This window comes from Streptomyces sp. NPDC096205 (assembly GCF_044763135.1).
In the GTDB taxonomy this organism is placed as follows: Bacteria; Actinomycetota; Actinomycetes; order Streptomycetales; family Streptomycetaceae; genus Streptomyces.
The window spans coordinates 1-22087 of record NZ_JBIWFS010000008.1 but is presented as its reverse complement, the minus strand read 5'-3'; the positions used below and the strand labels follow the sequence as shown (position 1 = coordinate 22087).

At 72.4% G+C, this 22087-nt stretch carries 18 protein-coding genes and 1 rRNA gene; 5 read left to right on the top strand and 14 right to left on the bottom strand.

Annotation, left to right across the window (positions count from 1 at the left end; all coding sequences use genetic code 11):
* The first annotated feature begins 222 nt into the window (after positions 1 to 222).
* Together ACIQ6Y_RS27395 and ACIQ6Y_RS27390 are read left to right on the top strand one after the other, a co-directional pair.
* Entirely contained in the window at positions 223 to 2028 is a 1806-nt protein-coding gene (locus ACIQ6Y_RS27395; protein WP_404043357.1) for a glycoside hydrolase family 15 protein, read from the top strand.
* Between the two features lie 88 nt (positions 2029 to 2116).
* Positions 2117 to 3499 carry an FAD-binding protein gene (locus ACIQ6Y_RS27390; RefSeq protein ID WP_404042670.1) on the top strand — a complete coding sequence of 461 codons (1383 nt, stop codon included), beginning with the start codon at positions 2117 to 2119 and terminating at the stop codon, positions 3497 to 3499.
* A 6-nt stretch (positions 3500 to 3505) separates the two neighbouring features.
* On the opposite strand, the gene ACIQ6Y_RS27385 is transcribed toward ACIQ6Y_RS27390, so the two are convergent.
* A complete protein-coding gene (locus tag ACIQ6Y_RS27385; RefSeq protein ID WP_404042669.1) occupies positions 3506 to 5098 on the bottom strand; it encodes a flavin monoamine oxidase family protein in 1593 nt (530 codons plus the stop codon).
* A 67-nt stretch (positions 5099 to 5165) separates the two neighbouring features.
* On the bottom strand, positions 5166 to 6674 hold the full coding sequence (locus ACIQ6Y_RS27380; protein WP_404042668.1) for an APC family permease: 1509 nt from the start codon (positions 6672 to 6674) through the stop codon (positions 5166 to 5168).
* A 232-nt stretch (positions 6675 to 6906) separates the two neighbouring features.
* On the opposite strand from ACIQ6Y_RS27380, the gene ACIQ6Y_RS27375 reads away from it, so the two are divergent.
* On the top strand, positions 6907 to 8550 hold the full coding sequence (locus ACIQ6Y_RS27375; protein WP_404042667.1) for a PucR family transcriptional regulator: 1644 nt from the start codon (positions 6907 to 6909) through the stop codon (positions 8548 to 8550).
* A gap of 40 nt (positions 8551 to 8590) precedes the next feature.
* On the opposite strand, the gene ACIQ6Y_RS27370 is transcribed toward ACIQ6Y_RS27375, so the two are convergent.
* The 5 genes from ACIQ6Y_RS27370 to ACIQ6Y_RS27350 all read right to left on the bottom strand — a co-directional run bounded on the left by ACIQ6Y_RS27370 (position 8591) and on the right by ACIQ6Y_RS27350 (position 13792).
* Positions 8591 to 9721: a glycosyltransferase family 4 protein gene (locus tag ACIQ6Y_RS27370; protein ID WP_404042666.1), complete on the bottom strand. Its 1131-nt coding sequence runs from the start codon at positions 9719 to 9721 to the stop codon at positions 8591 to 8593.
* Positions 9722 to 9859: 138 nt separating this feature from the next.
* Positions 9860 to 11581 carry a DNA repair protein RecN gene (gene recN / locus ACIQ6Y_RS27365; RefSeq protein ID WP_404043355.1) on the bottom strand — a complete coding sequence of 574 codons (1722 nt, stop codon included), beginning with the start codon at positions 11579 to 11581 and terminating at the stop codon, positions 9860 to 9862.
* A gap of 159 nt (positions 11582 to 11740) precedes the next feature.
* Positions 11741 to 12646 (bottom strand): NAD kinase, encoded by a 906-nt coding sequence (locus tag ACIQ6Y_RS27360; protein WP_404042665.1) that lies wholly within the window; start codon positions 12644 to 12646, stop codon positions 11741 to 11743.
* Complete coding sequence (locus ACIQ6Y_RS27355; RefSeq protein WP_404042664.1) at positions 12643 to 13458, bottom strand: hemolysin; 816 nt, start codon at positions 13456 to 13458, stop codon at positions 12643 to 12645. Before ACIQ6Y_RS27355 ends, ACIQ6Y_RS27360 begins: the two co-directional genes overlap by 4 nt.
* A 7-nt stretch (positions 13459 to 13465) precedes the next feature.
* Positions 13466 to 13792 (bottom strand): hypothetical protein, encoded by a 327-nt coding sequence (locus ACIQ6Y_RS27350; RefSeq protein ID WP_404042663.1) that lies wholly within the window; start codon positions 13790 to 13792, stop codon positions 13466 to 13468.
* Positions 13793 to 13834: 42 nt separating this feature from the next.
* Here ACIQ6Y_RS27350 and ACIQ6Y_RS27345 point away from each other — a divergent pair, with 42 nt between their 5' ends.
* Complete coding sequence (locus tag ACIQ6Y_RS27345; RefSeq protein ID WP_404042662.1) at positions 13835 to 14182, top strand: SCP2 sterol-binding domain-containing protein; 348 nt, start codon at positions 13835 to 13837, stop codon at positions 14180 to 14182.
* Here ACIQ6Y_RS27345 and ACIQ6Y_RS27340 read toward each other — a convergent pair.
* The 4 genes from ACIQ6Y_RS27340 to ACIQ6Y_RS27325 form a co-directional block, all read right to left on the bottom strand.
* Positions 14166 to 15065, bottom strand: a complete 900-nt coding sequence (locus ACIQ6Y_RS27340) for an ABC transporter ATP-binding protein (RefSeq protein WP_404042661.1) — start codon at positions 15063 to 15065, stop codon at positions 14166 to 14168. The two genes, ACIQ6Y_RS27345 and ACIQ6Y_RS27340, sit on opposite strands and share 17 nt — an antisense overlap.
* A complete protein-coding gene (locus ACIQ6Y_RS27335; RefSeq protein WP_404042660.1) occupies positions 15062 to 16123 on the bottom strand; it encodes a FecCD family ABC transporter permease in 1062 nt (353 codons plus the stop codon). Before ACIQ6Y_RS27335 ends, ACIQ6Y_RS27340 begins: the two co-directional genes overlap by 4 nt.
* Positions 16120 to 17163, bottom strand: coding sequence for a FecCD family ABC transporter permease (locus ACIQ6Y_RS27330; RefSeq protein ID WP_404042659.1), 1044 nt, complete (start codon positions 17161 to 17163; stop codon positions 16120 to 16122). Before ACIQ6Y_RS27330 ends, ACIQ6Y_RS27335 begins: the two co-directional genes overlap by 4 nt.
* 232 nt (positions 17164 to 17395) lie before the next feature.
* Positions 17396 to 18421, bottom strand: a complete 1026-nt coding sequence (locus ACIQ6Y_RS27325) for an HAD hydrolase-like protein (protein ID WP_404042658.1) — start codon at positions 18419 to 18421, stop codon at positions 17396 to 17398.
* Positions 18422 to 18503: 82 nt separating this feature from the next.
* Between ACIQ6Y_RS27325 and ACIQ6Y_RS27320 the strand changes: the two genes are divergently transcribed.
* The gene (locus ACIQ6Y_RS27320) at positions 18504 to 19787 is read left to right on the top strand and encodes a DUF1015 domain-containing protein (protein WP_404042657.1); all 1284 of its coding nucleotides are present in this window, start codon (positions 18504 to 18506) and stop codon (positions 19785 to 19787) included.
* Between the two features lie 87 nt (positions 19788 to 19874).
* Here the strand turns inward: ACIQ6Y_RS27320 and ACIQ6Y_RS27315 are convergent, their stop codons facing one another.
* The 3 genes from ACIQ6Y_RS27315 to rrf all read right to left on the bottom strand — a co-directional run.
* Positions 19875 to 20696, bottom strand: a complete 822-nt coding sequence (locus ACIQ6Y_RS27315) for a hypothetical protein (RefSeq protein ID WP_404043353.1) — start codon at positions 20694 to 20696, stop codon at positions 19875 to 19877.
* Positions 20588 to 21814 (bottom strand): hypothetical protein, encoded by a 1227-nt coding sequence (locus ACIQ6Y_RS27310; RefSeq protein ID WP_404043351.1) that lies wholly within the window; start codon positions 21812 to 21814, stop codon positions 20588 to 20590. The genes ACIQ6Y_RS27315 and ACIQ6Y_RS27310 overlap by 109 nt, the downstream gene beginning before the upstream one ends.
* 182 nt (positions 21815 to 21996) lie before the next feature.
* Positions 21997 to 22087: ribosomal RNA gene (rrf, locus tag ACIQ6Y_RS27305) — 5S ribosomal RNA — on the bottom strand; the annotation flags it as partial.

Genomic DNA, 22087 nt, shown 5'->3' with positions numbered 1-22087 from the left:
CGGACATTGGCTGTCGAGCCGGCCGGAAAAACGGCACCACCCCCGCCCGTACCCCCCGGAACAACAAGAGCTCGTCAGTTCGTTGAGCAGAGAATCGTCGGCCGTTTCCCTGGCGGGTAGACGGTCCTGCCTCACGGCTCAACGACGCATTACAACGACCCCTTGACCGCACCAGCGACCGCCCCTACATGGGGTGACGTGGCCGTTCGACTGGAGTTGCACGTGGCCGGGCGCATCGAAGACTACGCACTCATCGGAGACATGCAGACCGCCGCCCTGGTCTGCCGGGACGGCACAGTGGACTGGCTGTGCCTGCCCCGCTTCGACTCGCACGCCATCTTCGCCGGTCTGCTGGGCACCGAGGAGCACGGCTTCTGGCGCATCGGACCGGCGCACGCCCCCGACACCGCGCCACCCGTCGCGGACCGGCGCACCTATCGCGGTGACTCGCTCATCCTGGAGTCGGAGTGGGACACCGTGCGCGGCACCGTCCGGGTGACCGATTTCATGCCCCCGCGTGACGGCGCCCCGCAGCTGATCCGGATCGTCGAGGGCGTCTCCGGCCGGGTGCCGATGCAGTCGGCCCTGCGGATGCGCTTCAGCTACGGCCGGGTGGTGCCCTGGGTGCACAAGCACGACGACGAGCGCACGGTCGCCGTCGCGGGCCCGGACTCCGTGTGGTTCGACACAGAGGCCGAGACCTACGGCCACTCGCTGACCACGTACTCCGACTTCACGGTGGCGCCCGGTGACCGGATCGCGTTCACGATCTCCTGGCAGCCCTCGCACAAGGAGGCGCCGCCGCTGCCGGAGCCGGAGCAGTCGCTGACGGCGACCGAGGACTTCTGGCGCGACTGGGTCGAGCACTGTACGTACCACGGCCCCTACCGCGAGCCCGTGGTGCGCTCCCTGATCACGCTGAAGGCGCTGACGTACGCCCCCACCGGCGGCATCGTCGCCGCGCCGACGACCTCCCTGCCGGAGGACATCGGCGGCGTGCGCAACTGGGACTACCGCTACACCTGGCTCAGGGACGCGGCGATCACCCTGTCCTCGCTGCTGCGCACCGGCTACCGCGACGAGGCCCGCGCCTGGCGCGAGTGGCTGCTGCGCGCGGTGGCCGGCGACCCGGAGAACCTGCAGATCATGTACGGCATCGCCGGTGAGCGCGAGCTGGGCGAGGCCGAGCTGGACTGGCTGCCGGGCTACGAGAACTCCGCCCCGGTCCGCGTCGGCAACGGCGCCGCGCACCAGCTCCAGCTGGATGTGTACGGCGAGGTCACCGAGGCCCTGCACCTGGCCCACATGACGGGCCTGGCGCGCAACGACTACGCCTCGCTGCTCCAGCTGAAGCTGATCAGCTACCTGGAGAAGCACTGGCAGGAGCCGGACGAGGGCATCTGGGAGGTGCGCGGTCCGCGCCGGCACTTCGTGCACTCCAAGGTGATGGCGTGGGTCGCCGTCGACCGCACGATCAAGCTGATCGAGTCCGGTGACGCCGACGGCCCGCTGGAGCGCTGGAAGGAACTGCGCGACGACATCCACCGCGAGGTGTGCGAGAAGGGCTACGACAAGGAGCGCAACACCTTCACGCAGTCCTACGGCTCCAAGGAGCTGGACGCGAGTCTGCTGCTGATCCCGCAGATGGGCTTCCTGCCCCCGGACGACAAGCGCGTCATCGGCACGATCGAGGCGATCCAGCGCGAGCTGTCCACCCCGGACGGCTTCATCCTGCGCTACCCCACCGAGGGCGAGTCCGAGGGCGTCGACGGCCTGCCCGGCGACGAGGGCGCGTTCCTCGCGTGCTCGTTCTGGATGGCGGACGACCTGGCGATGATCGGCCGGGTCGACGAGGCCCGCCAGCTGTTCGAGAAGCTGCTGGAGCTGCGCAACGACCTCGGTCTGCTGGCCGAGGAGTGGGACCCGCGCCTGCAGCGCCAGGTCGGCAACTTCCCGCAGGCCTTCAGCCATGTCCCGCTGATCGACACCGCGCTGCGGCTGACCGCCTCGGGCGCGTACGGCGGCTGAACAAACCCCCCTCACCGGCCGCGCCCGGCAGGCCGCGCACGCCTAGGCTGGAAAAGCATCAATCCCCCTTCCTGGAAAGGGGGCGGCCATGGCTTCCCTCTCGAAGGCGGGCGCGGCCCTGACCGCGCTGCGCGAGGATCTGTCGGGCGATGTGTTCGCCCCCGGCGACGCGGGCTACGACGAGGCCCGGGTCGTGTTCAACTCGATGGTCGACAAACGGCCGGCCGTGATCGCGCAGTGCGTGGACGAGGACGACGTCGTGCGGGCCGTCCGCTTCGGTCGGGAGCTGGACCTGAACATCGCCGTGCGCGGCGGCGGCCACAGCGTGGCGGGCTCGGCGCTCAACGACAACGGCCTGGTGGTGGACCTGCGCCATATGCGGGCGGTCACCGTCCATCCCGGCGCGGAGGCGGTACGGGTCGCGGGCGGGGCCACGATGAGCGACCTGGACCGCGCCACCGAGCCCTACCACCTGGCCACCACCGGCGGCAGGGCCTCCACCACCGGAGTCGGCGGGTTCGTGCTGGGCGGCGGCAGCGGCTGGCTGGACCGCTGGTGCGGGCTCGCGGTCGACAACCTGCTGGGCGTGGAGCTGGTCACCGCCGACGGCGAGCGGGTCCGGGCGAGCGCCGACGAGAACCCGGAGCTGTTCTGGGGCCTGCACGGTGGCGGCGGCAACTTCGGCGTGGCCACCGCCCTCACGCTGAGGCTGCACGAACTGCCCGACTTCTCCATCGCCCTGCTGCTGTACCTGCCGGAGAACGGCCCCGAGGCGGCACGCACCTACCGCGATGTGATCGCCGCCGGCCCGAACGAGGCGAGCGGCGCCCTGATCTACTTCACCGGCCCGCCCGAGGAGTTCGTCCCCCCGCACCTGGTCGGCACGCTGCTCTGCGGTGTCCTGCTGACGTACGCCGGGCCCGAGGCCGAGATGCGCAAGATCGCCGAGCCGCTGCTGGCGCTGCCGCACGAGTCGGAGATCGTCGGGGCGATGCCGTACGCCGATGTCCAGTGCATGATCGACGACCCGCCGGGGTTCCGTAACTACTGGTCGGCGGAGTACCTGACCGGCGCTCCGGACGCCTACCTGGACCTCTACTGCGCCCGGGCCGCCTCCATGCCCGTGCCGACCGGCAGCATGCACGCGCTGTTCCCGCTGGGCGGCGCGATCGCCGAGGGGCCGCACGAGTATCCGGTGCCCTACCGGGACGCGCCCTGGGGCGTGCATCCCTTCGGGCTGTGGGAGGACCCGGCGGACGACGAACGGGCCGTGCAGTGGGTGCACGACGTACGCGCCGACGCCCGCCCCTGGAGCACCGGGGCGGTGTATCTCAACTTCATCGGCGACGAGGGCGCCGACCGGGTGGTGGCCGGGGTCGGCGCCGACAACGCCCGGCGGCTGGGCGAGCTGAAGCGGAAGTACGACCCGGACAACGTCTTCCGCTTCAACCACAACATCAAGCCGGCGTAGAGCCCGTCAGACGGCGGCGATCACCTCCCGCGCGGCACGCTCGCCCTCGGTGGCGCCGCCTTCCATGAAGCCCTGGAAGTCGTAGGAGCAGTGCTCGCCGCCGATGTGGATGTTGCCCTGCGGGGTGCCCTCGTAGCCGGCGTAGCGGTGGAGGTAGCCCACCGGCCAGTAGGAGTAGGCGCCCTGGGCGTACGGGTTGAGGTGCCAGGCCGACAGCTGGGCGCGGCCGGTGAAGGCGGCCGAGGTGCCGGGGAAGAAGGCGTCGATGTCCTTGGTGTAGGCCGACGCCAGCTTCGCCACGTAGGGATCGCTCTCGAAGCTGAACGGCCCTGCCGGGGCGAGGGACTTGGCGAGGGTGCCGCCGTGGTACTGGATGAGGATGCCGCCGGTGCCGGGCTGGACCTTGGTGGTGTCCCAGGTCTGCTGGACGCGGCGGTCGGTGAAGCAGTCGCCCGCCGAGACGCCCGGCCAGGTACCGGTGCCGCGCCAGGGTCGGCTGGAGAACTGCATGTTGAGCTTGGTGCAGTACCCCATCCGGGCGTCGCGGATCAGGTTGGTCATCCGGGGGTCGAACCCGGCCCGGCTCAGGTCGAGTTGCTTCAGGATCGGCAGCGGCACGCACAGGATCGTGTGATCGGCGGTCACCGTACGGGTGACGCCCGATTCGGTGAAGGTGAGCGTCTGGGTGCCGTCGCTGTTGGCCCGCACCGCGTTCAGCGACCAGCCGTGGCGGACGGTGCCGTCGGGCAGGAAGTCGGCGATGGCGTGCGGGAGCCGGTCGTTGCCGCCGACGACGTGGTAGCGCTCGTTGGACAGACCCCAGATGTTGAAGTTGCCGGGATTGGTCTGGTAGCCCATCAGCAGCACCAGGGCCAGCGAGGACTGGTCGGTGGTGTCGGCGCCGTACTCGACGTTGTAGGCGACGTCGAACCACCGGCCGAGCGGCGAGGCGTGGCCGCCCGGCACGCGTGACTCGATCCAGTCGTACAGGGACATGTTGTCGAGTGCGGTGCCGGTGGGTGTGGTCCGGTTCCACTTGACCTCGCCGGCCTCCTGCAGGTCGCGGTGCAGGGCCTGGTAGACGGCGTTGAAGTCCTCGTCGGCCTGCTCGCGCGGGTAGTACGAGCCGTTGAACCACAGGACTTCCTCGGCCCCGTTGGGCCCGCCGCCGAGGAAGTCCTCGACGGGCAGGGAGAAGCGGCGGCACAGTTCCAGCATCTTCTTGTGGCTGGTGTCGATCAGCTCGCCGCCGATCTCGGAGGTCTGGCCCCAGGCCCAGTGGTCACGCTGGCTGTACATACGGCCGCCGACCCGGTCGGGGTGGGCCTCGTACAGGGTGCAGGCGTAACCGGCGTCGTGCAGGGTCAGGGCGGCGGTCAGTCCGGCGATGCCGGCGCCGACGACCGCGATACGGGGTGCGCCCGCGGCGGCGGCGCGCGGGGCGGCGCTCACCGTGGCGGTGGCGGCCAGTGCGGCGGCGCCCTTCAGGACCGACCGGCGGCGCATACGGGCCTCGGCGACGGGCACGCCGAGCCGGTGGGCGGCCGCGTGGTCGGCGGCGAGGGAACGCAGGAGGTGCATGGAGTGCGTACGGGACACAGGACTGCTCCTCGGACGTCGGGCGTGGGCTTCCTCTGGGGATTCCTCTCGGGATTCCTCGACGGCGTCACGCGTTGGCGTGGGCTTCGGTGACGTCGTCGTCCGTGCGTTCGGCCGCGTCCTCCAGGACGATCCGGCCGATGATCTCGTAGCGCTCCGGCCGCCGGGCCCGCAGATACAGGCCGAGGCCGAGGCCGCCGAAGAAGACAAGGCCGACGATCCAGGGGATGGCCTTGAAGAAGAAGGAGTCGGCCGCCGCACCGGCCGCGGTGTCCATGTTGATCACCAGCAGCACCACCACCGCGGTCATGCCGATCCCGCCGAGCAGCGGGGCGGTGAAGGTGCGGAACCAGTGCCGGTCCTCGGGGTGGTTGCGGCGGAAGTAGCCGATGACGGCGAAGGAGCACAGGGTCTGCACGATGAGGATCGCCATCGTGCCGAGGATCGCCAGCAGCGTGTACAGGTGGATGTAGGGGTCCTGGCCGCTCAGCCAGAAGCCCACGACGAGCGCGACCGCGATGCACGACTGCACGAAGGAGGCGATGTACGGCGACCCGTGCTTGGGGTGGGTGCGGCCGAGGGCGGGGTGCAGGAAGCCCTCGCGGCCGATGGCGTACAGATAGCGGGCCGCGCACTGGTGGAAGGCCATCCCGCAGGCGAACGAGCCGGTGATCAGCAGCCACTGGAAGGCGTCGACGGCCCAGGCGCCGATGAAGGTGTGCGCCGGGTCGAAGAACAGGTCGAGGGGGCTCGTGCCCGAGGAGACCTTGACCGCGCCGTCGAGGCCGTTGCCGGCGATGGTCATCCAGGAGACGTAGATGTAGAAGAGGCCGACGCCGACCACCGAGATGAGAGTGGCGCGCGGGATGACCCGCTTGGGGTCGCGGGACTCCTCGCCGTACATCGCGGTCGACTCGAAGCCGACCCACGACCAGAAGGCGAAGAACAGCCCGAGTCCGGCGGAGGCGCCGGTGAAGGCGTTCTTGGGGTTGATCGGCTCGACGGGGATGCCGTCGGGGCCGCCTCCTTGCAGCAGTACGGCGGTGGCGACGGCGAAGAGCACGGCGATCTCGGCGATCAGCATCACGCCGAGGGCCTTGGCGGTGAGGTTGATGTCGAAGAACGCCAGCACCGCGGTGACCAGCAGCATCGCGGCCGCGTAGAGCACCCAGGGCAGGTCGACGCCGAGCTGGTCGTGCACCGTGGTCTTGGTGAAGTAGGCGAAGACGCCCACGATGGACGCCTCGAACACGATGTACGCCAGCACGGCGAGCATCCCCGACGCCATGCCGGCGATGCGGCCGAGGCCGTGCGAGATGTAGCCGTAGAAGGCGCCCGCGGCGGTGATGCGGCGGGCCATGGCGACATAGCCGACGGAGAACACCGTCAGCACGAGCGTGGCGAAGAGATAGCCGGCCGGGGCGCCCGTGCCGTTGCCGAAGCCGACCGCGATGGGCAGGTTGCCGGTCATGGCGGTGATCGGCGCGGCGGTCGCCACCGCCATGAAGACGACACCCACCAGGCCCACGGAATTCGCCTTGAGCCGATGGACCTCTCGCGTGGGAGTTTCTGCCATTCCCGCCCCTCTCCTCATTTTCGGAGTGCAGTCACAACGAAATCCGAAGATCACACAGGGATCCCCCTGCGGATGCGACAGTGTTTCGCCCTAGTGACGCACGCCACAACAGACACGCGGTCGTGCAATTGGGCGCCGGGGGCGACGCATTGCCGACCGGCGGGGCGCGGTGATCGTCGCCGTAACCGCGCGGAGATGTCGCCGGAACCTGCGCGCGGGTAGCGTCCGCTGCATGGAAAGCCGCACGGACCACCGATTCGACACCCAGGGCGCGGGCATCACCGTCCAGCGGGCGCTGGAGCTGCCCGGGCTGCGCAGCGGTCTGCCCGAGGTCCTCGCGGGCGCCGACCGGCTGCAGCGGACCGTGCGGTGGGTACACGCGGGCGAGGTGCCGAACATCGCCTCCCTCCTCAAGGGCGGCGAACTGCTGCTGACCACCGGCTACGGCCTCGGCACCCGCCCCGCCGAACAGCGCGCGTTCGTGCGGACGCTGGCCGAGCGGGGCATCGCCGCGCTCGTCGTCGAACTCGGGCCGCGTTTCAGCCGATTGCCCGCCGCCCTGATCGAGACGGCCCGCGCGGCAGGGCTTCCGCTGGTCCAACTGCACCGCGAGGTGCCCTTCGTGACCGTCACGGAGGAGGTCCACACCGAGATCGTCAACGGCCACTACGCCCTGCTGCAACGCGCCGAGGAGGTGCACCGCCGCTGCACCCAGGCCCTCCTCGGCGGCGGCGGAGTGCCTCAAGTCCTCGGCATCCTGGCCGACTTCGGCGACAACCCGGTCTTCCTGGAGACCTACGACGGCCGTCTGCTGTACGCCGCCGGGGCCGGGCCCGAGGGCACCGATCCGCTCCAGGTGTGGGAGGGGCTGCGCGGCCAGCGGGGGGACGTGCCCCCGCCCGCCGGTTCGGTGCTGGTGGACGTGCCCGGCGGCGGCCCCGGCACCGGGTCCGTACGCGCCCGGCTGGTCCTGCTGCCGGTGCGCGCCCCGCTCGCGCCGGTGCACCGGATCGCCGCCGAACGGGCCGCCGGAATACTGGCCGTGGTGCTGATGCAGGCCCGCCAGGAGGAGGAGCTGGCCGCGCGCGGACGCGGCGACTTCCTCACCGACCTCGCCGAGGGGCGGATCGCCGCCGACGACGCCCCCGCGCAGGCCCGCGTCCTCGGCTTCAAGCCCGGCACCGGACCGCTGCTCCCCGTGGTGATGCGGCTCGGCGACACCCTCTCCCCCGGCGGCGGCTGGGCCGTACTGGCCCGCGCGGTCGCCGAGGAGCTGGCCTCGGTGGGGGTGCCGGTGCTGCTGGGCGTGCGTCCGGTGGAGGGCCGGGTGCCGCTGCTGCTGGGGCTGCGCACCGAGTCGGAGCGGGCCGCGGTCGCCGACCGGGTGGCGGCCGCGCTGCGGGCGGGCGCGGAGCGGGCCGGGATGCAACGCCCCGGTGCCCGGCCTCCGGTGGTCGTCGTCGGAGTCGCCGGCGGCTGGGCAGCGGCCTCCGCGGGGCTGCGGCACGCGGCGGAGACCGCCGCCGCCGCGCAGGGCCTCGCCGACCGGCCCTGGTACGACGCCCGCCGCCTCGACATCGACCTGCTGCTGTGGCGGCTGCGCGACCATCCCGACCTGGCCGCCTTCGTGGAGCGGGCCATCGGCCCCCTCCACGACCACGACCGCCGCTCCAAGCCTCCGCTGCTGCCCACCCTGGAGACCTACCTCGCCCACGCGGGCCGCAAGGCGGAGACGGCCCGCGAGCTGCACCTCAACCGGCAGACCCTCTACAACCGCCTCGCCCGCATCGGCGAGCTGCTGGGCACCGACCTCGACGACCCGCAGACGGTGCTGGCGCTGAGCCTGGCGCTGAGGGCAAGGCGGCATGTGGGCTAGGGCCTGTCCTCCGACACCGGCATGATCCGGAGGACAGGCCCTAGATCAGAGGCCGGGCCTGCGTCAACTCGTCGTACACGCTGAGCACTTGCGCCACCGTCTCGTCCTCCGTCGGCCAGGTCGCCGCCTGCCGTACGCCCCGCTCCCGCAGCTCCTCGCGGCGCTCGGGGTCGGCGAGGAGGCCGGTGACGGCCCGGGCGAGTGCGTCCGCGTCGCCGTAGGGCACGAGTTCGGCCGCGTCACCGACGAGGTCGGGGACGCCGCCGACGTCGGTGGCGACGAGCGGCACACGCGCGTGCAGGGCCTCCTCGGCGAACACCGAGCGCGACTCCCAACTGCTCGGCAGCAGCGCCACATCGGCGGCCGCGAGCAGTTCGGGCACGTCGTCGCGGCGGCCCAGCAGCCGCACCGCGAGCCCCTCGCCCTCGATCCGCCCCTGCAGCAGCGGCCGCAGCGGGCCCTCGCCGGCGATCACCACCAGCGGCACCGGGTCCAGCGTGCGCCAGGCGCGGGCCGCGTCCAGCAGCACCTCGTAACCGCGGTGCCGGTCCAGGGAGCCGACCGCGAGCAGCAACGGCCGCCCGGTTGCGCCGAGTTCGGCCCGCAGCTTGGGCCGGTGCGACTCGTCACGGTCGACCACCGTACGCCGCCCGGCCAGCGCGACCGCGGCCAGGCGTGCGTCCCGGGCGCCGGTCGAACGGGCCCGGTCCACCAGGTCGGAGGTCGTGCCGAGCACCACCGAGGCGGTCTTCACCACCCGCCGCTCCAGCAGACGCAGGAAGTGAGCGCGCGCCCCCTCGGCCTGCGCCCGCCCGTGCCAGGTCACCACCAGCGGGGTGCGCCGCCCGCTGAGCGCGAGCACCGCCCGGAACGAGGCGTGCAGCCCGTGCGCGTGCACCAGGTCGGCATCCGCGCAGGCCGCCCGCAGCGCGGCCACGGACGCCGGGTCGCTGCTGCGCGGGATGTGCACATGGTCGGCGCCGGCCCCGGCGAAGTCGTAGGTGTGAGCGGCCTCGAAGGGGGCGCACACCGTGACACGCACGCCCCTCGCGACGAGCCCGGACGCCAGGGACCGCACATGCGCGCTGCTGCGGGCGTTGCCGCCACCGAGCACCTGCACGGTGCGAAGCGGCGACTGTCCGGGCGCTGACTGGCTGCTCACGTGGCTCACGTGGCCGGGGCTCCTGATTCGGGGACGGACAGACACGGCCAAGGATGCCAGGACGTACGGGTGTTCCGGGGACGGCGACGTCAGGAACCCAGGCCGAGACCCCCCGGAACCTCACCCACACGGGTGAACGACCGGGGTCTACCCGGCATCCGCCCGAGCCGTGGCCAGAAGCTCCTCGGCATGCGCCCGGGCCGTCTCCGAGTCCTCCTGCCCGGCCAGCATCCGCGACAGCTCCCGGACCCGGTCCTCGCCCTCCAGCACCTTCACACCGGACCGGGTCACCGACCCGTCGTTGGTCTTCTCGACCAGCAGCTGCCGGTCGGCGAACGCGGCCACCTGCGGCAGATGGGTGACGACCACGACCTGCGCGGTCCGGGCCAGCTTCGCCAGCCGCCGCCCGATCTCCACGGCCGCCTTGCCGCCGACACCGGCGTCCACTTCGTCGAAAAGATACGTCGGCACCGGGTCCGTCCCCGCGAACACGACCTCCACGGCCAGCATCACGCGCGACAGCTCACCGCCCGACGCGCCCTTGGCGATGGGCCGCGCCGGCGCCCCCGGGTGCGGGGCCAGCAGCAGCTCGACCTCGTCGGCACCGGCCGGCCCGTAGGCGACGGTACGCCCGCCGACCTCCACCCCGTCCGGGTCCTCGGTCTGCCGGATGTCGAAGGACACCCGCGCGTGCGGCATGGCCAGCGAGGCCAGCTCCGCCGTCACCGCGGCCGCGAACCGCTCCGCGGCCTCCGTGCGCGCGTCCGTCAACGCCTGCGCAAGCCCGCCCAGTTCGGCGCGCAGCGCGTCCCGCTCGGCGGTCAGCTCCCCGATCCGCTCGTCGTCGCCGTCCAGCTCGGTCAGCCGCGCGGCACTCTGCTCGGCCCACGCCAGCACGGCAGTGATGTCCTCGCCGTACTTCCGGGTCAGCCCGGTCAGCGCGGCCCGCCGCTCCTCCACCGCGGCCAGCCGCAGCGGATCGGCGTCCAGATCGTCGGCATACCCGGCCAGCTCCCCGGCCACATCGCCCAGCAGAATGCCGATCTCCCCGATCCGCTCGGCGAGCGCCGCCAGCGCCGGGTCGTGCGACCGTACGGCCTCCAGCGCCCGGTACGCGCCCGCCACCAGCGTGCCGGCGTCGACGCCCTCCGGGTCCTCCGGGTTGCCCGCCAGCGCGGCGTGCGCGGCCGTAGCTGCGGACGCCAGGGCCTCTGCGTGCCCCAGCCGCTCCGCCTCCTCGGCCAGCTCCGTGTCCTCACCGGCCCGCGGCTCCACGCCCGCGATCTCGTCGAGGCCGTAGCGCAGCAGGTCGGCCTCCTGGGCCCGCTCACGCGCGCGCGTGACGATCTCCTCCAGCTCGGCGGAGACGGCCCGCAGCCTGCGGTAGGCCTCGGCGTACTTGGCGAGCGGCACAGCGACCGCGTCCCCCGCGTACCGGTCGAGCGCCTGCCGCTGCCGGGACAGCTTCAGCAGCCCCTGCTGATCGGTCTGCCCGTGCACGGCCACCAGCTCGTCGGCCAGCTCGGCCAGCAGGCCCACAGGCACGCTGCGCCCGCCCAGATGCGCCCGCGAGCGCCCCTCGGCCGAAACGGTACGGCTGATCAGCAGCGCCCCGTCGTCGAGCTCGGCCCCGGCCTCCTCGGCCCGCACGGCCACGGCGGCGTCCGCGTCCAGCGCGATCCGCCCCTCCACGACCGCCTTCTCGGCCCCGATCCGCACCAGCGCCGGATCCGCCCGCCCGCCCAGCAACAGCCCCAGGCTCGTGACCACCATGGTCTTGCCCGCACCCGTCTCACCGGTGACGGCAGTGAACCCGGGCGACAGCTCGACAACCGCGTCGTCGATGACGCCGAGCGACCGTATCCGCATCTCTTCCAGCACGGTGAAGACCTTACGAGGTAAGCGGCACGGAGTGCGAGGCGCCCTTGTCACCCGCCGGAGTGTATGCCCCAGGGGCGCGGGGAACTGCGCGAGCAACCACGACGAATCCGCAGCCGCCGACGAGAGAGCGACCACCCCCACAGACGGCTAGTGCGGCGCCCCCCGCCACCCGGAGACGGGCAGCGCGAACTTGGCCACCAGCCGGTCCGTGAACGAAGCGTGGTGCAGCCGAGCCAGCCGCACCGGCACGGCCCCCCGCCGCACCTCCACCCGAGCGCCGGGCGGCAGCTCCACGGTCCGCCGCCCGTCACACCACAGAACCCCCGGCGGGATGTGCGGCAGAACCTCCACAGCAAGCACAGAATCCGGCGAGGTCACCAACGGCTTCGCGAACAGCGCGTGCGCGGAGATCGGCACCATCAGCAGCGCCTCCACCTCGGGCCACACCACAGGCCCCCCGGCGGAGAAGGCATAAGCGGTCGACCCGGTCGGCGTGGACAGCACAATCCCGTCGCACCCGAACCCCGTCACCGGCCGCCCGTCGATCTCCAGCACGACCTCGAGCAGCTTCTCCGCGCCCGCCTTCTGCACGGCCGCCTCGTTCAGCGCCCAGTCGGTGTGCACGATGTCGCCGTTGCTGTGCACGACGACATCGACGGTCATCCGCTCCTCGACCTCGTACGACCGCGACACCACCCGGTCGACGACCTTGTCGAGGTCGTCCCGCTCGGCCTCCGCCAGGAAGCCGACCCGCCCGAGGTTGACGCCCAGCATCGGCACGCCGGACGCCCGCGCGAACTCCGCCCCGCGCAGCAGGGTGCCGTCACCGCCGAGGACGATCAGCAGCTCGCACCCATCGAGGCACTGCGGTGTCGCCTCCTTGACCAGCTGCACCTCGTCCGGCAGCGGCAGATCGCGCGCCTCGTACTCCAGTACCCGTACGCCGATCCCGGACCGCAGCAGCCCCTTGACCACGAGCTCGGCGCTGCGGATGGCAGCCGGCCGCCCGGTGTGGGCCAGCAGGAAAACAGTACGAGCTCGATTCGGTGTCAACGCGGCCCCTCCGCCACTGCACGGTCAACATCGGCCGGGTCCAGTTCGGGGGCACCGGCCCGCAGCCACAGAAAGTACTCGACGTTCCCCGAAGGCCCGGGCAGCGGACTGGCGGTCACGCCCTTCACCCCGAGCCCCAGCTCCCACGCCTTCTCGGCCACGCCCCGCACGGCCTCCGCCCGCAGCTGCGGACTCCGTACGACACCCCCGCTGCCCAGCCGCTCCTTCCCCACCTCGAACTGCGGCTTGACCATCATCACCAGATCGGCGTCCGCCCGCACGCACTTCACGAGGGCGGGCAGCACCAGTCCGAGCGGAATGAAGGACAGGTCTCCCACGACAAGGTCCACCGGCTCTCCGTCGATCGCCTCGAGCGTCAACTCGCGTACGTTCGTACGGTCCTTGACGGTGACGCGTTCATCGCTCTGCAGAGACCAGGCGAGCTGCCCGTAGCCGACGTCGACAGCGACGACGTGCGCGGCACCGGCGCGCAGCAGCACATCGGTGAAGCCGCCGGTGGAGGCGCCCGCGTCCAGGGCCCGGCGGCCCTCGACGACCAGGCCCTGCGGCACGAAGGCCGCCAGCGCCCCGGCGAGCTTGTGCCCACCCCGGGACACGTACTCGGGATCGCTGTCGTCGCTCTGCACGACGATCGCCGCCGCCGTCTCCACCTGGGTGGCCGGCTTGGTCGCGACGGTCTTGCCGACGGTCACCCGCCCCGCGGCGATCAGCTGGCTGGCGTGCTCGCGCGAGCGCGCCAGCTTCCGGCGGACCAGCTCGGCGTCGAGACGGCGGCGTGCGACTCCTGCCACGTTCGGTTCAGCTCCTGTTGTTCCCGTGCAGCGATGGGGGCGCCGGAGGTCCCGGGCGGGCGTCGAGCGCGGTGAGCGCGTCACGCAGCCCCCGGTGTACATCCTCGTACACCTCCAGATGTCCGTCCGTGGCGAGGTGGTCGGCGTCGGCCAGCCGCTGGAGCTGGGCGTCGACCTCGGCGTGGCCGGTGGGGGTGCGCGGGACGTCGAGGGGGGCCGGGGCGGAGGGGTCCTCGTCGGGGAGGTCCGGCTCCGCCAGGGGGAGATCCGGCTCCGCCCGGGGAAGGTCCGGCTCCGTCTTGGGGAGGTCCGGCTCCGGAACAGCGTCGCTCATGCCCCGACGCTACCCCGAATCGCTGCGGTACCGTCGGTGACGATGGCGACGATCGAGGAGTGCCGTGCCGCACTCGAGAAGCTCTCGGAGCACATGGGCAGCGCCGAGGGCGACGTCCGTGCGGCCGCCGCGCTGGACCGCTCGGTGAGCTGCCACATCACCGACCTGGACACCACCTTCGTGGGACGGATGTCGGAGGGCCGTATCCATGTCCGGGACACCCTCCAGGGCCCGCCCGCGGACAAGGCCCAGATCCGGCTGGCCATGACCGGCGACGACCTGGTCGCCCTGGTCGACGGCGAGCTGCACTTCGCCAAGGCCTGGGGCTCCGGCCGGGTGAAGCTGCACGCGGGCCTGCGCGACCTGATGGTCCTCAGGAAGCTTCTTTAGCCGCTGTCCCCGCCGCTGTGGCCGCCGTTGTCGCCGCCACGCGTGCGCGTGCCTTGCGCGCGGCCGGCACCACCAGCGGTGTGCCCGTCTCCGGGTCGTCGATGACCTGGCAGCGCAGGGAGAAGACCTCCTCGACCAGCTCGGCGGTGACGACGTCGTTCGGGGCGCCCTGCGCGATGACCTCGCCGCCCTTCAGGGCGATCAGATGCGTGGCGTACCGGGCCGCGTGGTTGAGGTCGTGCAGTACGGCGACCAGGGTGCGGCCCTGTGTCTCGTGCAGCTCGGCGCACAGGTCGAGGACGTCGATCTGGTGCTGGATGTCGAGGTAGGTCGTCGGCTCGTCGAGCAGCAGCAGCGGCGTCTGCTGGGCGAGCGCCATGGCGATCCACACGCGCTGTCGCTGGCCGCCGGACAGCTCGTCGACGTACCGGTCGGCCAGCTCGGCGACCCCGGTGTGCGCCATGGACTCCTGGACGATCCGCTCGTCCTCGGCCGACCACTGCCGCAGGATGCCCTGGTGCGGGTAGCGGCCCCGGCCCACCAGGTCGGCGACCGTGATGCCGTCGGGCGCCACGGACGACTGGGGCAGCAGGCCGAGGGTGCGCGCGACCTTCTTCGCCGGCATCGACTGGATGACCTGCCCGTCCAGCAGCACCCGGCCCTGGCTCGGCTTGAGCATCCGCGACAGCGCCCGCAGCAGCGTCGACTTGCCACACGCGTTCGGGCCGACGATCACCGTGAAGGAGTTGTCGGGGATCTCCACCGACAGCTGCTCGGCGATGACGCGCTGGTCGTAGGCGAGGGTGACGTTCTCGGCGGACAGGCGGTTCACAGTGCTCCTCGAAGTGTTCTCGTACGCGGCCTTGCGCATGCCCGGCGTCATATCCGCCCCGCCCGGCGCTCGGTGACCAGCAGCCACAGCAGGTACACGCCGCCGAGCACACCGGTGACCACGCCCACCGGCAGCTGGTCGGCGCCGAACAGCCGCTGCGAGCCCCAGTCGGCGGTGACCAGCAGGGCGGCTCCCATGCACAGGGACGCCAGCAGGTTCGGGCCCGGGGAGCGGGTCAGGCGCCGGGCGAGCTGCGGCGCGGTCAGCGCGACGAAGCTGACCGGTCCGGCCGCGGCGGTGGCGGACGCGCTGAGCAGCACGGCGGCCACCATCAGCAGCATCCGCACCCGCTCGACACGCACCCCGAGCGCGTTGGACACGTCGTCGCCCATCTCCATCATCCTGAGCCCGCGCGCATTGGCGAGAACGAGCGGGACGAGTACGGCGCACAGCCACAGCAGCGGCTTCACCTGCTCCCAGTCGCGGCCGCTGAGCGATCCGGTCATCCAGAAGATCGCCCGGGAGGCGTCGACGAGGTCGGCCTTGGTGAGCAGATAGCCGTTGACGGCGGTGGCGATGGCCGAGACGCCGATGCCGACCAGGACCAGCCGGTAGCCGTGCACGCCCCGCTTCCAGGCGAGCAGATAGATGGCGAGGCCCGTGACCAGGCCGCCGACGAGCGCGCCGGCCGCGACCTGTCCGGCGCTGCCGGACATCAGGACGATCACCACGAGCGCGCCGGCCGTCGCGCCCTGGCCGAGCCCGAGCACGTCCGGGCTGCCCAGCGGGTTGCGGGACACGGCCTGGAACAGCGCCCCGCCGAGCCCGAGCGAGGCGCCGACCAGCAGGCCGACCAGGACCCGCGGCAGCCTCAGCTGGTTGACGATGAACTCCTGGCCCGCGTTGCCGTTCCCGGCCAGCGTCTTGACGACGTCCCCGGCGGAGATGGGGAAGTCGCCCGTGCCGATCAGCAGGACGCTCGCGGTCAGCGCGGCCACCAGCAGCAGTGCCACGACGACGAACGCGCGCACATCGAGGCGGACGGACAGCCCGCCGGGGGTGCGCAGGGCCCGGGTGGTGCCGCGCGGGTTCTTCACTGCGGTGCTCACAGCTGGGCCGTCCTCCGCCGTCGTACGAGAAAGATGAAGACCGGGCCGCCGACGATCGCGGTGACGATGCCGACCTGGAGCTCGGCGGGACGGGCCACGAGACGGCCGACGACATCGGCGCCGAGCAGCAGCACGGGCGACAGGACAGCCGCGTACGGCAGGATCCAGCGCAGGTCGGGGCCGGTGAAGGAGCGCACGACGTGCGGCACCATCAGGCCGACGAACACGATCGGCCCGCAGGCGGCCGTCGCGGCCCCGCACAGCACGGTCGCGGCGAGCATCGACAGCGCCCGGGTGCGGCCCAGGTGGGCACCGAGGGCCTTGGCGGTGTCGTCGCCCATGGCCATGGCGTTCAGCGGGCGGGCCAGCCCGAGGGCGAGCAGCACGCCGGCGGCGATGAAAGGCAGCACCTGGGTGATGGTCTCGTCGGTCGCCGAGCTCAGCGAACCGACCGTCCAGAAGCGCATCTTGCCCAGCGCCGCCTCGTCGACGATCATCACGGCCTGCAGATAGCCGTACAGGGCGGCGCTGAGCGCGGTGCCGGCGAGCGCGAGCCGCACGGGAGTGGCGCCCCGGCTGCCGCCGAGGAACCAGACCAGCGCCCCGACCGCCGCCGCCCCGAAGAACGCGAACCACACATAGCCCTGCAGGCTCGTCACCCCGAGGAAGGTGATCGCGGTGACCACCGCCGCGGACGCACCGGCGTTGATGCCGAGCAGTCCGGGGTCGGCCAGCGGATTGCGGGTGAGCGCCTGCAGCACGGCCCCGGCCAGTCCCAGCGCGGCCCCGGCGAGCAGCCCGAGCAGCGTCCGCGCCAGCCTCTCGTCGACAACGACGTCACCGTAGGTCCCGGACGCCTGGAACAGGCCGTGCCAGACCTGACCCAGGGACAGCTCCTTGGCCCCGATCGCGAGGCTCGCCACCGCGACGCACGCCAGGATCAGGACGGAGACGAGAAGCCCGGCGGCGCGTATCGCACGGCGGTCGGGAGGCGCGGAGGCGGTTTCCGCGCGCGGTTCTGGAGGACTGTCGACCAACACGGAGGTTAGGTTAGCCTACCCTCCCATCCTGGACGATGCCCGTCCGCACCCACGGGCGCACCGACGGACGCTCGGCACACGTCCTCCGACCGCATCGAAGACCGCCCGGCACACGTCCTCCGACCGCATCGAAGACCGCCCGGCACACGTCCTCCGACCGCATCGAAGACCGCCCGGCACACGTCCTCCGACCGCACCGATGACCACTCGGCACACGTCCTCTGACCGCTCCTCAGAGCCCCAGCCGCGCCAGCGCCTTGCCCCCGTCCAGCTCGCAGGAGCCATCCCCGGCCGCCGTCCACGCCGCCGCGCACAACGCCCGCAGCCCGTCCAACGCCTCCCCGTCACCCTCCAGCTCCAGCGCGGCACCCGCCGTCGCGGTCCACCCCCCGCACCGGAAGCCGCCGCCCGCCTCGACGACCTCCGGCTGCCCGGTCAGCAGCCCGCGCAAGTCGGCGTCGACGTACGTCGGCCGGTGCTGCGGCGGCGCCGCCAGCAGCTGGGCCCCGTCCGTCACGCCGGTCAGCACCAGCAGCGAGTCCACCTCGCCGTTGAACGCGCCCTCGATGTCGGTGTCCAGCCGGTCCCCGACGACCAGCGGCCGCTCGGCACCCGTACGCAGAATGGTCTCCCGGTGCATCGGAGGCAGCGGCTTGCCCGCCACCTGCGGCTCGGCCCCGGTCGCTATCCGCACGACCTCCACCGCCGCCCCGTTGCCCGGCGCGATCCCCCGCCCGCTGGGAATCGTCAGGTCGGTGTTCGACGCGAACCACGGCACCCCGCGCGCCACCGCGTACGACGCCTCCGCGAACCGCCCCCACGGCAGGTCCGGCCCGCCGTACCCCTGCACCACGGCCGCCGGATCGTCGTCGGCGCTCTCCACGGGCACCAGCCCCCGCTCCCGCAGCGCGACCCGCAGCCCCTCGCCGCCGATCACCAGCACACGCGCCCCCGCCGGCACCTGCTCACTGATCAGCCGCGCGACCGCCTGCGCCGAGGTGATGACGTCCTCCGCGCCGGTCGGTATCCCCAGCTCGGTCAGGTGCCCGGCCACGGTGTCCGGCGTCCGCAGCGCGTTGTTGGTGACGTACGCCAGACGCATCCCGCCCTCCCGGGCGACCGCCAGCGACTCCACGGCGTGCACGATCGCGCTCCCGCCCGCGTACACCACCCCGTCCAGGTCGAGCAGCGCCGTGTCGTACGCCTCGCTCAGGGTCTGCCCACTGCCCTCGGGCCTCGTCCTGACACTCCGGCTCATTCCGCATCGCTCCTCGTCCGCTCGCCTTTCCCCCGATCATCCCCCATGCCACTGACACCCGTCCGACACGTACGATGCCCTGATGAACACTGCAGGTCACTCGGAAGCAACGGCGCCCCGAGGCCTGGAACTCACCCCGTTCCGAGGCCTGCGCTACGACCCCGACCGGGTCGGCAGTCTGGCCGCCGTCACGTCCCCGCCGTACGACGTCGTCGTACGCCCCGACGGAGTGCACCACCTCCAGGACGCGGACCCGTACAACATCGTCCGGCTGATCCTCCCGCAGGCCGGCACCGTCGGCGCCCGTACCGAGCAGGCCGCCGACACCCTGCGCCGCTGGCTCGCCGAGGGCGTCCTGACCGCCGATCCCGACCCCGCCCTGTACGTGTACGAGCAGCGCCACGCCGACGGCATGCTCCAGCGCGGCCTGATCGGCAACCTGCGCGTCTCCGACCCGTCCGAGGGCATCGTGCTGCCCCACGAGGACGTCATGCCGCACGTCGTCGCCGACCGCGCCGCGCTGATGCGCGCCACCTGGGCCAACCTCGAACCCCTGCTGCTGACTTACCGCGGCAACGGTTCGGCGGCCGAGGTCATCGAGCGCACCGCCGAGCAGCCCCCACTGCTGTCGACCACCACCGAGGACGGCTACTGCCACCGCCTGTGGTCGGTCACCGATCCGGCCGACCTGGCCCTCGTCCAGCACGACCTGGCCCACCACCAGGCCCTCATCGCCGACGGCCACCACCGCTGGGCCACCTACCGCCGGCTGCGCGCCGAGCACCCCTCCCCCAGCCCCTGGGACCTCGGCCTGGTCCTCCTGGTCGACACCGCCCGCTACCCCCTACGGGTCCGCGCCATCCACCGCCTCCTGCACGGCCTGCCGGTGTCCGACGCCCTGACCGCGCTCGACGGCCATTTCCGCGTACGCCGCCTCGACCTGCCCCTGCCCGGGGCCCTGGAGACCCTGGCGGACGCGGCCTGCGAGGGCAACGCCTTCCTGCTCGCCGGCGACGGCGCCTTCCACCTGATCGACCGCCCGGACCCGGCGCTGCTGGACCGCACGGTCCCCGCCGACCGCCCCGCCGCCTGGCGCACGCTCGACGCGACGGTCCTGCACTCCACGCTCCTCGCCCACCTCTGGCACATCCCCGAGGACGACCCGGCCCGCATCGCCTACATTCACGACACTGCCGCCACGGTCGCCAAGGCCGAACGCGCCGGCAGCACGGCCGTCCTCATGCACCCCGTCCGCGAGGACGTCGTCCGCGCCCTGGCCCGCCAGGGCGTCACGATGCCCCGCAAGTCGACGTCCTTCGGCCCGAAGCCCGCCTCGGGCCTGGTCCTGCGGGCACTCGACATCTGACGTCGTACGAAGCACACAGAGGGCAAAAGAAAAGGGCGGGACCCCGATCTCGGGACCCCGCCCTTCGTGTACGACGCTCAGCCGAGGTCAGTCCTCGTCGCGGGCCTCGTCGCGGGCCTCGTCGCCGATCTCGTCATCGCCCTCGACGACGGGCTTGTTCTCCTCGGCCTCGGCCGGCTTCTCCTCGGCCTCGGGGGCGGCGCTGCTCAGGGCCTCGTCCGCACCACTCTCGTCGAGCGCGTCGACGAACTCGACACCGTCCAGCTCCGCCAGCCGGTCCGACGCGTCCGTGCTGCCGTCGCGGTCGGCCTCCACAGCCTTCGCGAACCACTCCCGTGCCTCGCCCTCACGACCGGCCGCGAGCAGCGCGTCGGCGTAGGCGTACCGCAGCCGCGCGGTCCAGGGCTGGACGGAGTTGGAGGCCAGCTCCGGGCTCTGCAGCGTCACGATCGCCGCGTCGATCTGGTCCATGTCCCGCCGTGCACCGGCCGCGACGAGGCGCATCTCCACCTGGCCGGCCTTGTCGAGCTTGTTCACCTCGGGGGCACCGGCCATGTCCAGCGCCTTCTCCGGCCGGCCGAGCCCGCGCTCGCAGTCGGCCATGACCGGCCACAGCTCCACGGTGCCGGTCATCCGCCGCGCGGCCCGGAACTCGCCGAGGGCCTCGCTGTACTTCTGGTTGGCGTACGCCGCGAAGCCGGCGGCCTCACGCACGGCCGCGACCCTCGACGCCAGCCGCAGCGCCACACGGGAGTACCCGTACGCGCCCTCGGGGTCCTCGTCGATGAGCCGCGCCACCATCACCAGGTTCCTGGCGACGTCATCCGCGAGCGTCTTGGGCAGGCTCTGGAGCTCCTGCTTGACGTCCTTGTCGATCTCCTCGCCGGTGACGTCCTCGGGGATCGGCAGCCGCTTGATCGGCTCACGGTCGCGATCGCGGTCCCGCTCGTCGCGGAAGCGGCCCCCGCCACGCCGGTCGTCGCCACCGCGTCGGTCGTCGCCGCCACGCCCGCGGAAGCCACCGCGGTCACCGCCGGGCCGCCCACCACGGTCGTCCCGACCCCGGAAGCCACCACGGCCCCCACGGTCGTCTCCACCGCGGCCACGGAACCCACCACGGTCGCCGTCGCGACGGTCGTCACGGCGCTCGTCCCGACGGTCGTCACGCCCACGGAACCCACCACGGTCGCCATCACGCCGATCGTCGCGGCGGTCATCGCGGCGGTCGTCGCGGCGGTCATCGCGGCGGAAGGGGGGACGCTCGTCGCGGCGGTCGTCCCGACGGAAGGCGGGACGGTCCCCGCGATCGTCACGGCGGAAGGGAGGACGCTCATCGCGCCGCTCGTCCCGACGGTCGTCGCGCCGGTCGTCACGGCGGAAAGCGGGACGCTCACCACGGTCGTCACGCCGCTGGAAACCACCACGGTCACGGTCGTCACGACGGCCGTAGCCGCCGCCACGGTTGTCACCACGGCTGTCGTCCCGACGGAACCCACCGCGGTCGCCACGGTCGTCACGACGGCCGTAACCACCGCCACCGCGGTTGTCACCACGGCTGTCGTCCCGACGGTCGTCACGGCGGTCGTCGCGCCGGTCATCACGACGGAAGCCAGGACGCTCGTCGCGGCGGTCGTCCCGACGGAAAGCGGGGCGGTCCCCGCGGTCGTCACGCCGCTGGAAGCCACCACGGTCCCGGTCGCGATCGTCACGACGCGGCCCACGGTCCCGGTCCCGGTCGTCACGCTGGTACGACGGGCGGAACCCACCCCGGTCCCCGTCTCGACGGTCGTCCCGGCGGTCGTCGCGCCGGCCGTAGCCCCCGCCACGGTTGTCCCCGCGGTTGTCCCCGCGGTTGTCGTCCCGACGGAAGCCACCACGGTCGCCACGGTCGTCACGACGGCCGTACCCGCCGCCACGGTTGTCTCCGCGATTGTCACCACGGCTGTCACCACGGCTGTCGTCGCGCCGGAACCCACCACGGTCGCCACGGTCGTCACGGCGGAACCCGCCGCGGTCACCACGGTCACCGCGGTAGCCCCCGCGGTCACCTCGATCCGCACCCTCCCGGCGCCGCTGGTCGCGCTCCGGTCGGTCGTCGGGAGAGTTGGTGGACATGGTGACTCCTGTCTTAGGTACTGCAAGCATTGTAAAAACAAAAGGACCCCTGGTCCCAGCTGAACGCTGGTGACCAGGGGTCCTTCCAAAGATTGTTCGGCGGCGTCCTACTCTCCCACAGGGTCCCCCCTGCAGTACCATCGGCGCTGTAAGGCTTAGCTTCCGGGTTCGAAATGTAACCGGGC

What these genes read in the sequence shown, in the direction of transcription:
- ACIQ6Y_RS27390 (WP_404042670.1), top strand. Translation starts at nt 2,117, where the DNA reads ATGGCTTCCCTCTCGAAGGCGGGCGCGGCCCTGACCGCGCTGCGCGAG.
- ACIQ6Y_RS27380 (WP_404042668.1), bottom strand. Translation starts at nt 6,674, where the DNA reads ATGGCAGAAACTCCCACGCGAGAGGTCCATCGGCTCAAGGCGAATTCC.
- ACIQ6Y_RS27375 (WP_404042667.1), top strand. Translation starts at nt 6,907, where the DNA reads ATGGAAAGCCGCACGGACCACCGATTCGACACCCAGGGCGCGGGCATC.
- recN (WP_404043355.1), bottom strand. Translation starts at nt 11,581, where the DNA reads ATGCGGATACGGTCGCTCGGCGTCATCGACGACGCGGTTGTCGAGCTG.
- ACIQ6Y_RS27350 (WP_404042663.1), bottom strand. Translation starts at nt 13,792, where the DNA reads ATGAGCGACGCTGTTCCGGAGCCGGACCTCCCCAAGACGGAGCCGGAC.
- ACIQ6Y_RS27345 (WP_404042662.1), top strand. Translation starts at nt 13,835, where the DNA reads ATGGCGACGATCGAGGAGTGCCGTGCCGCACTCGAGAAGCTCTCGGAG.
- ACIQ6Y_RS27340 (WP_404042661.1), bottom strand. Translation starts at nt 15,065, where the DNA reads ATGACGCCGGGCATGCGCAAGGCCGCGTACGAGAACACTTCGAGGAGC.
- ACIQ6Y_RS27325 (WP_404042658.1), bottom strand. Translation starts at nt 18,421, where the DNA reads ATGAGCCGGAGTGTCAGGACGAGGCCCGAGGGCAGTGGGCAGACCCTG.
- ACIQ6Y_RS27320 (WP_404042657.1), top strand. Translation starts at nt 18,504, where the DNA reads ATGAACACTGCAGGTCACTCGGAAGCAACGGCGCCCCGAGGCCTGGAA.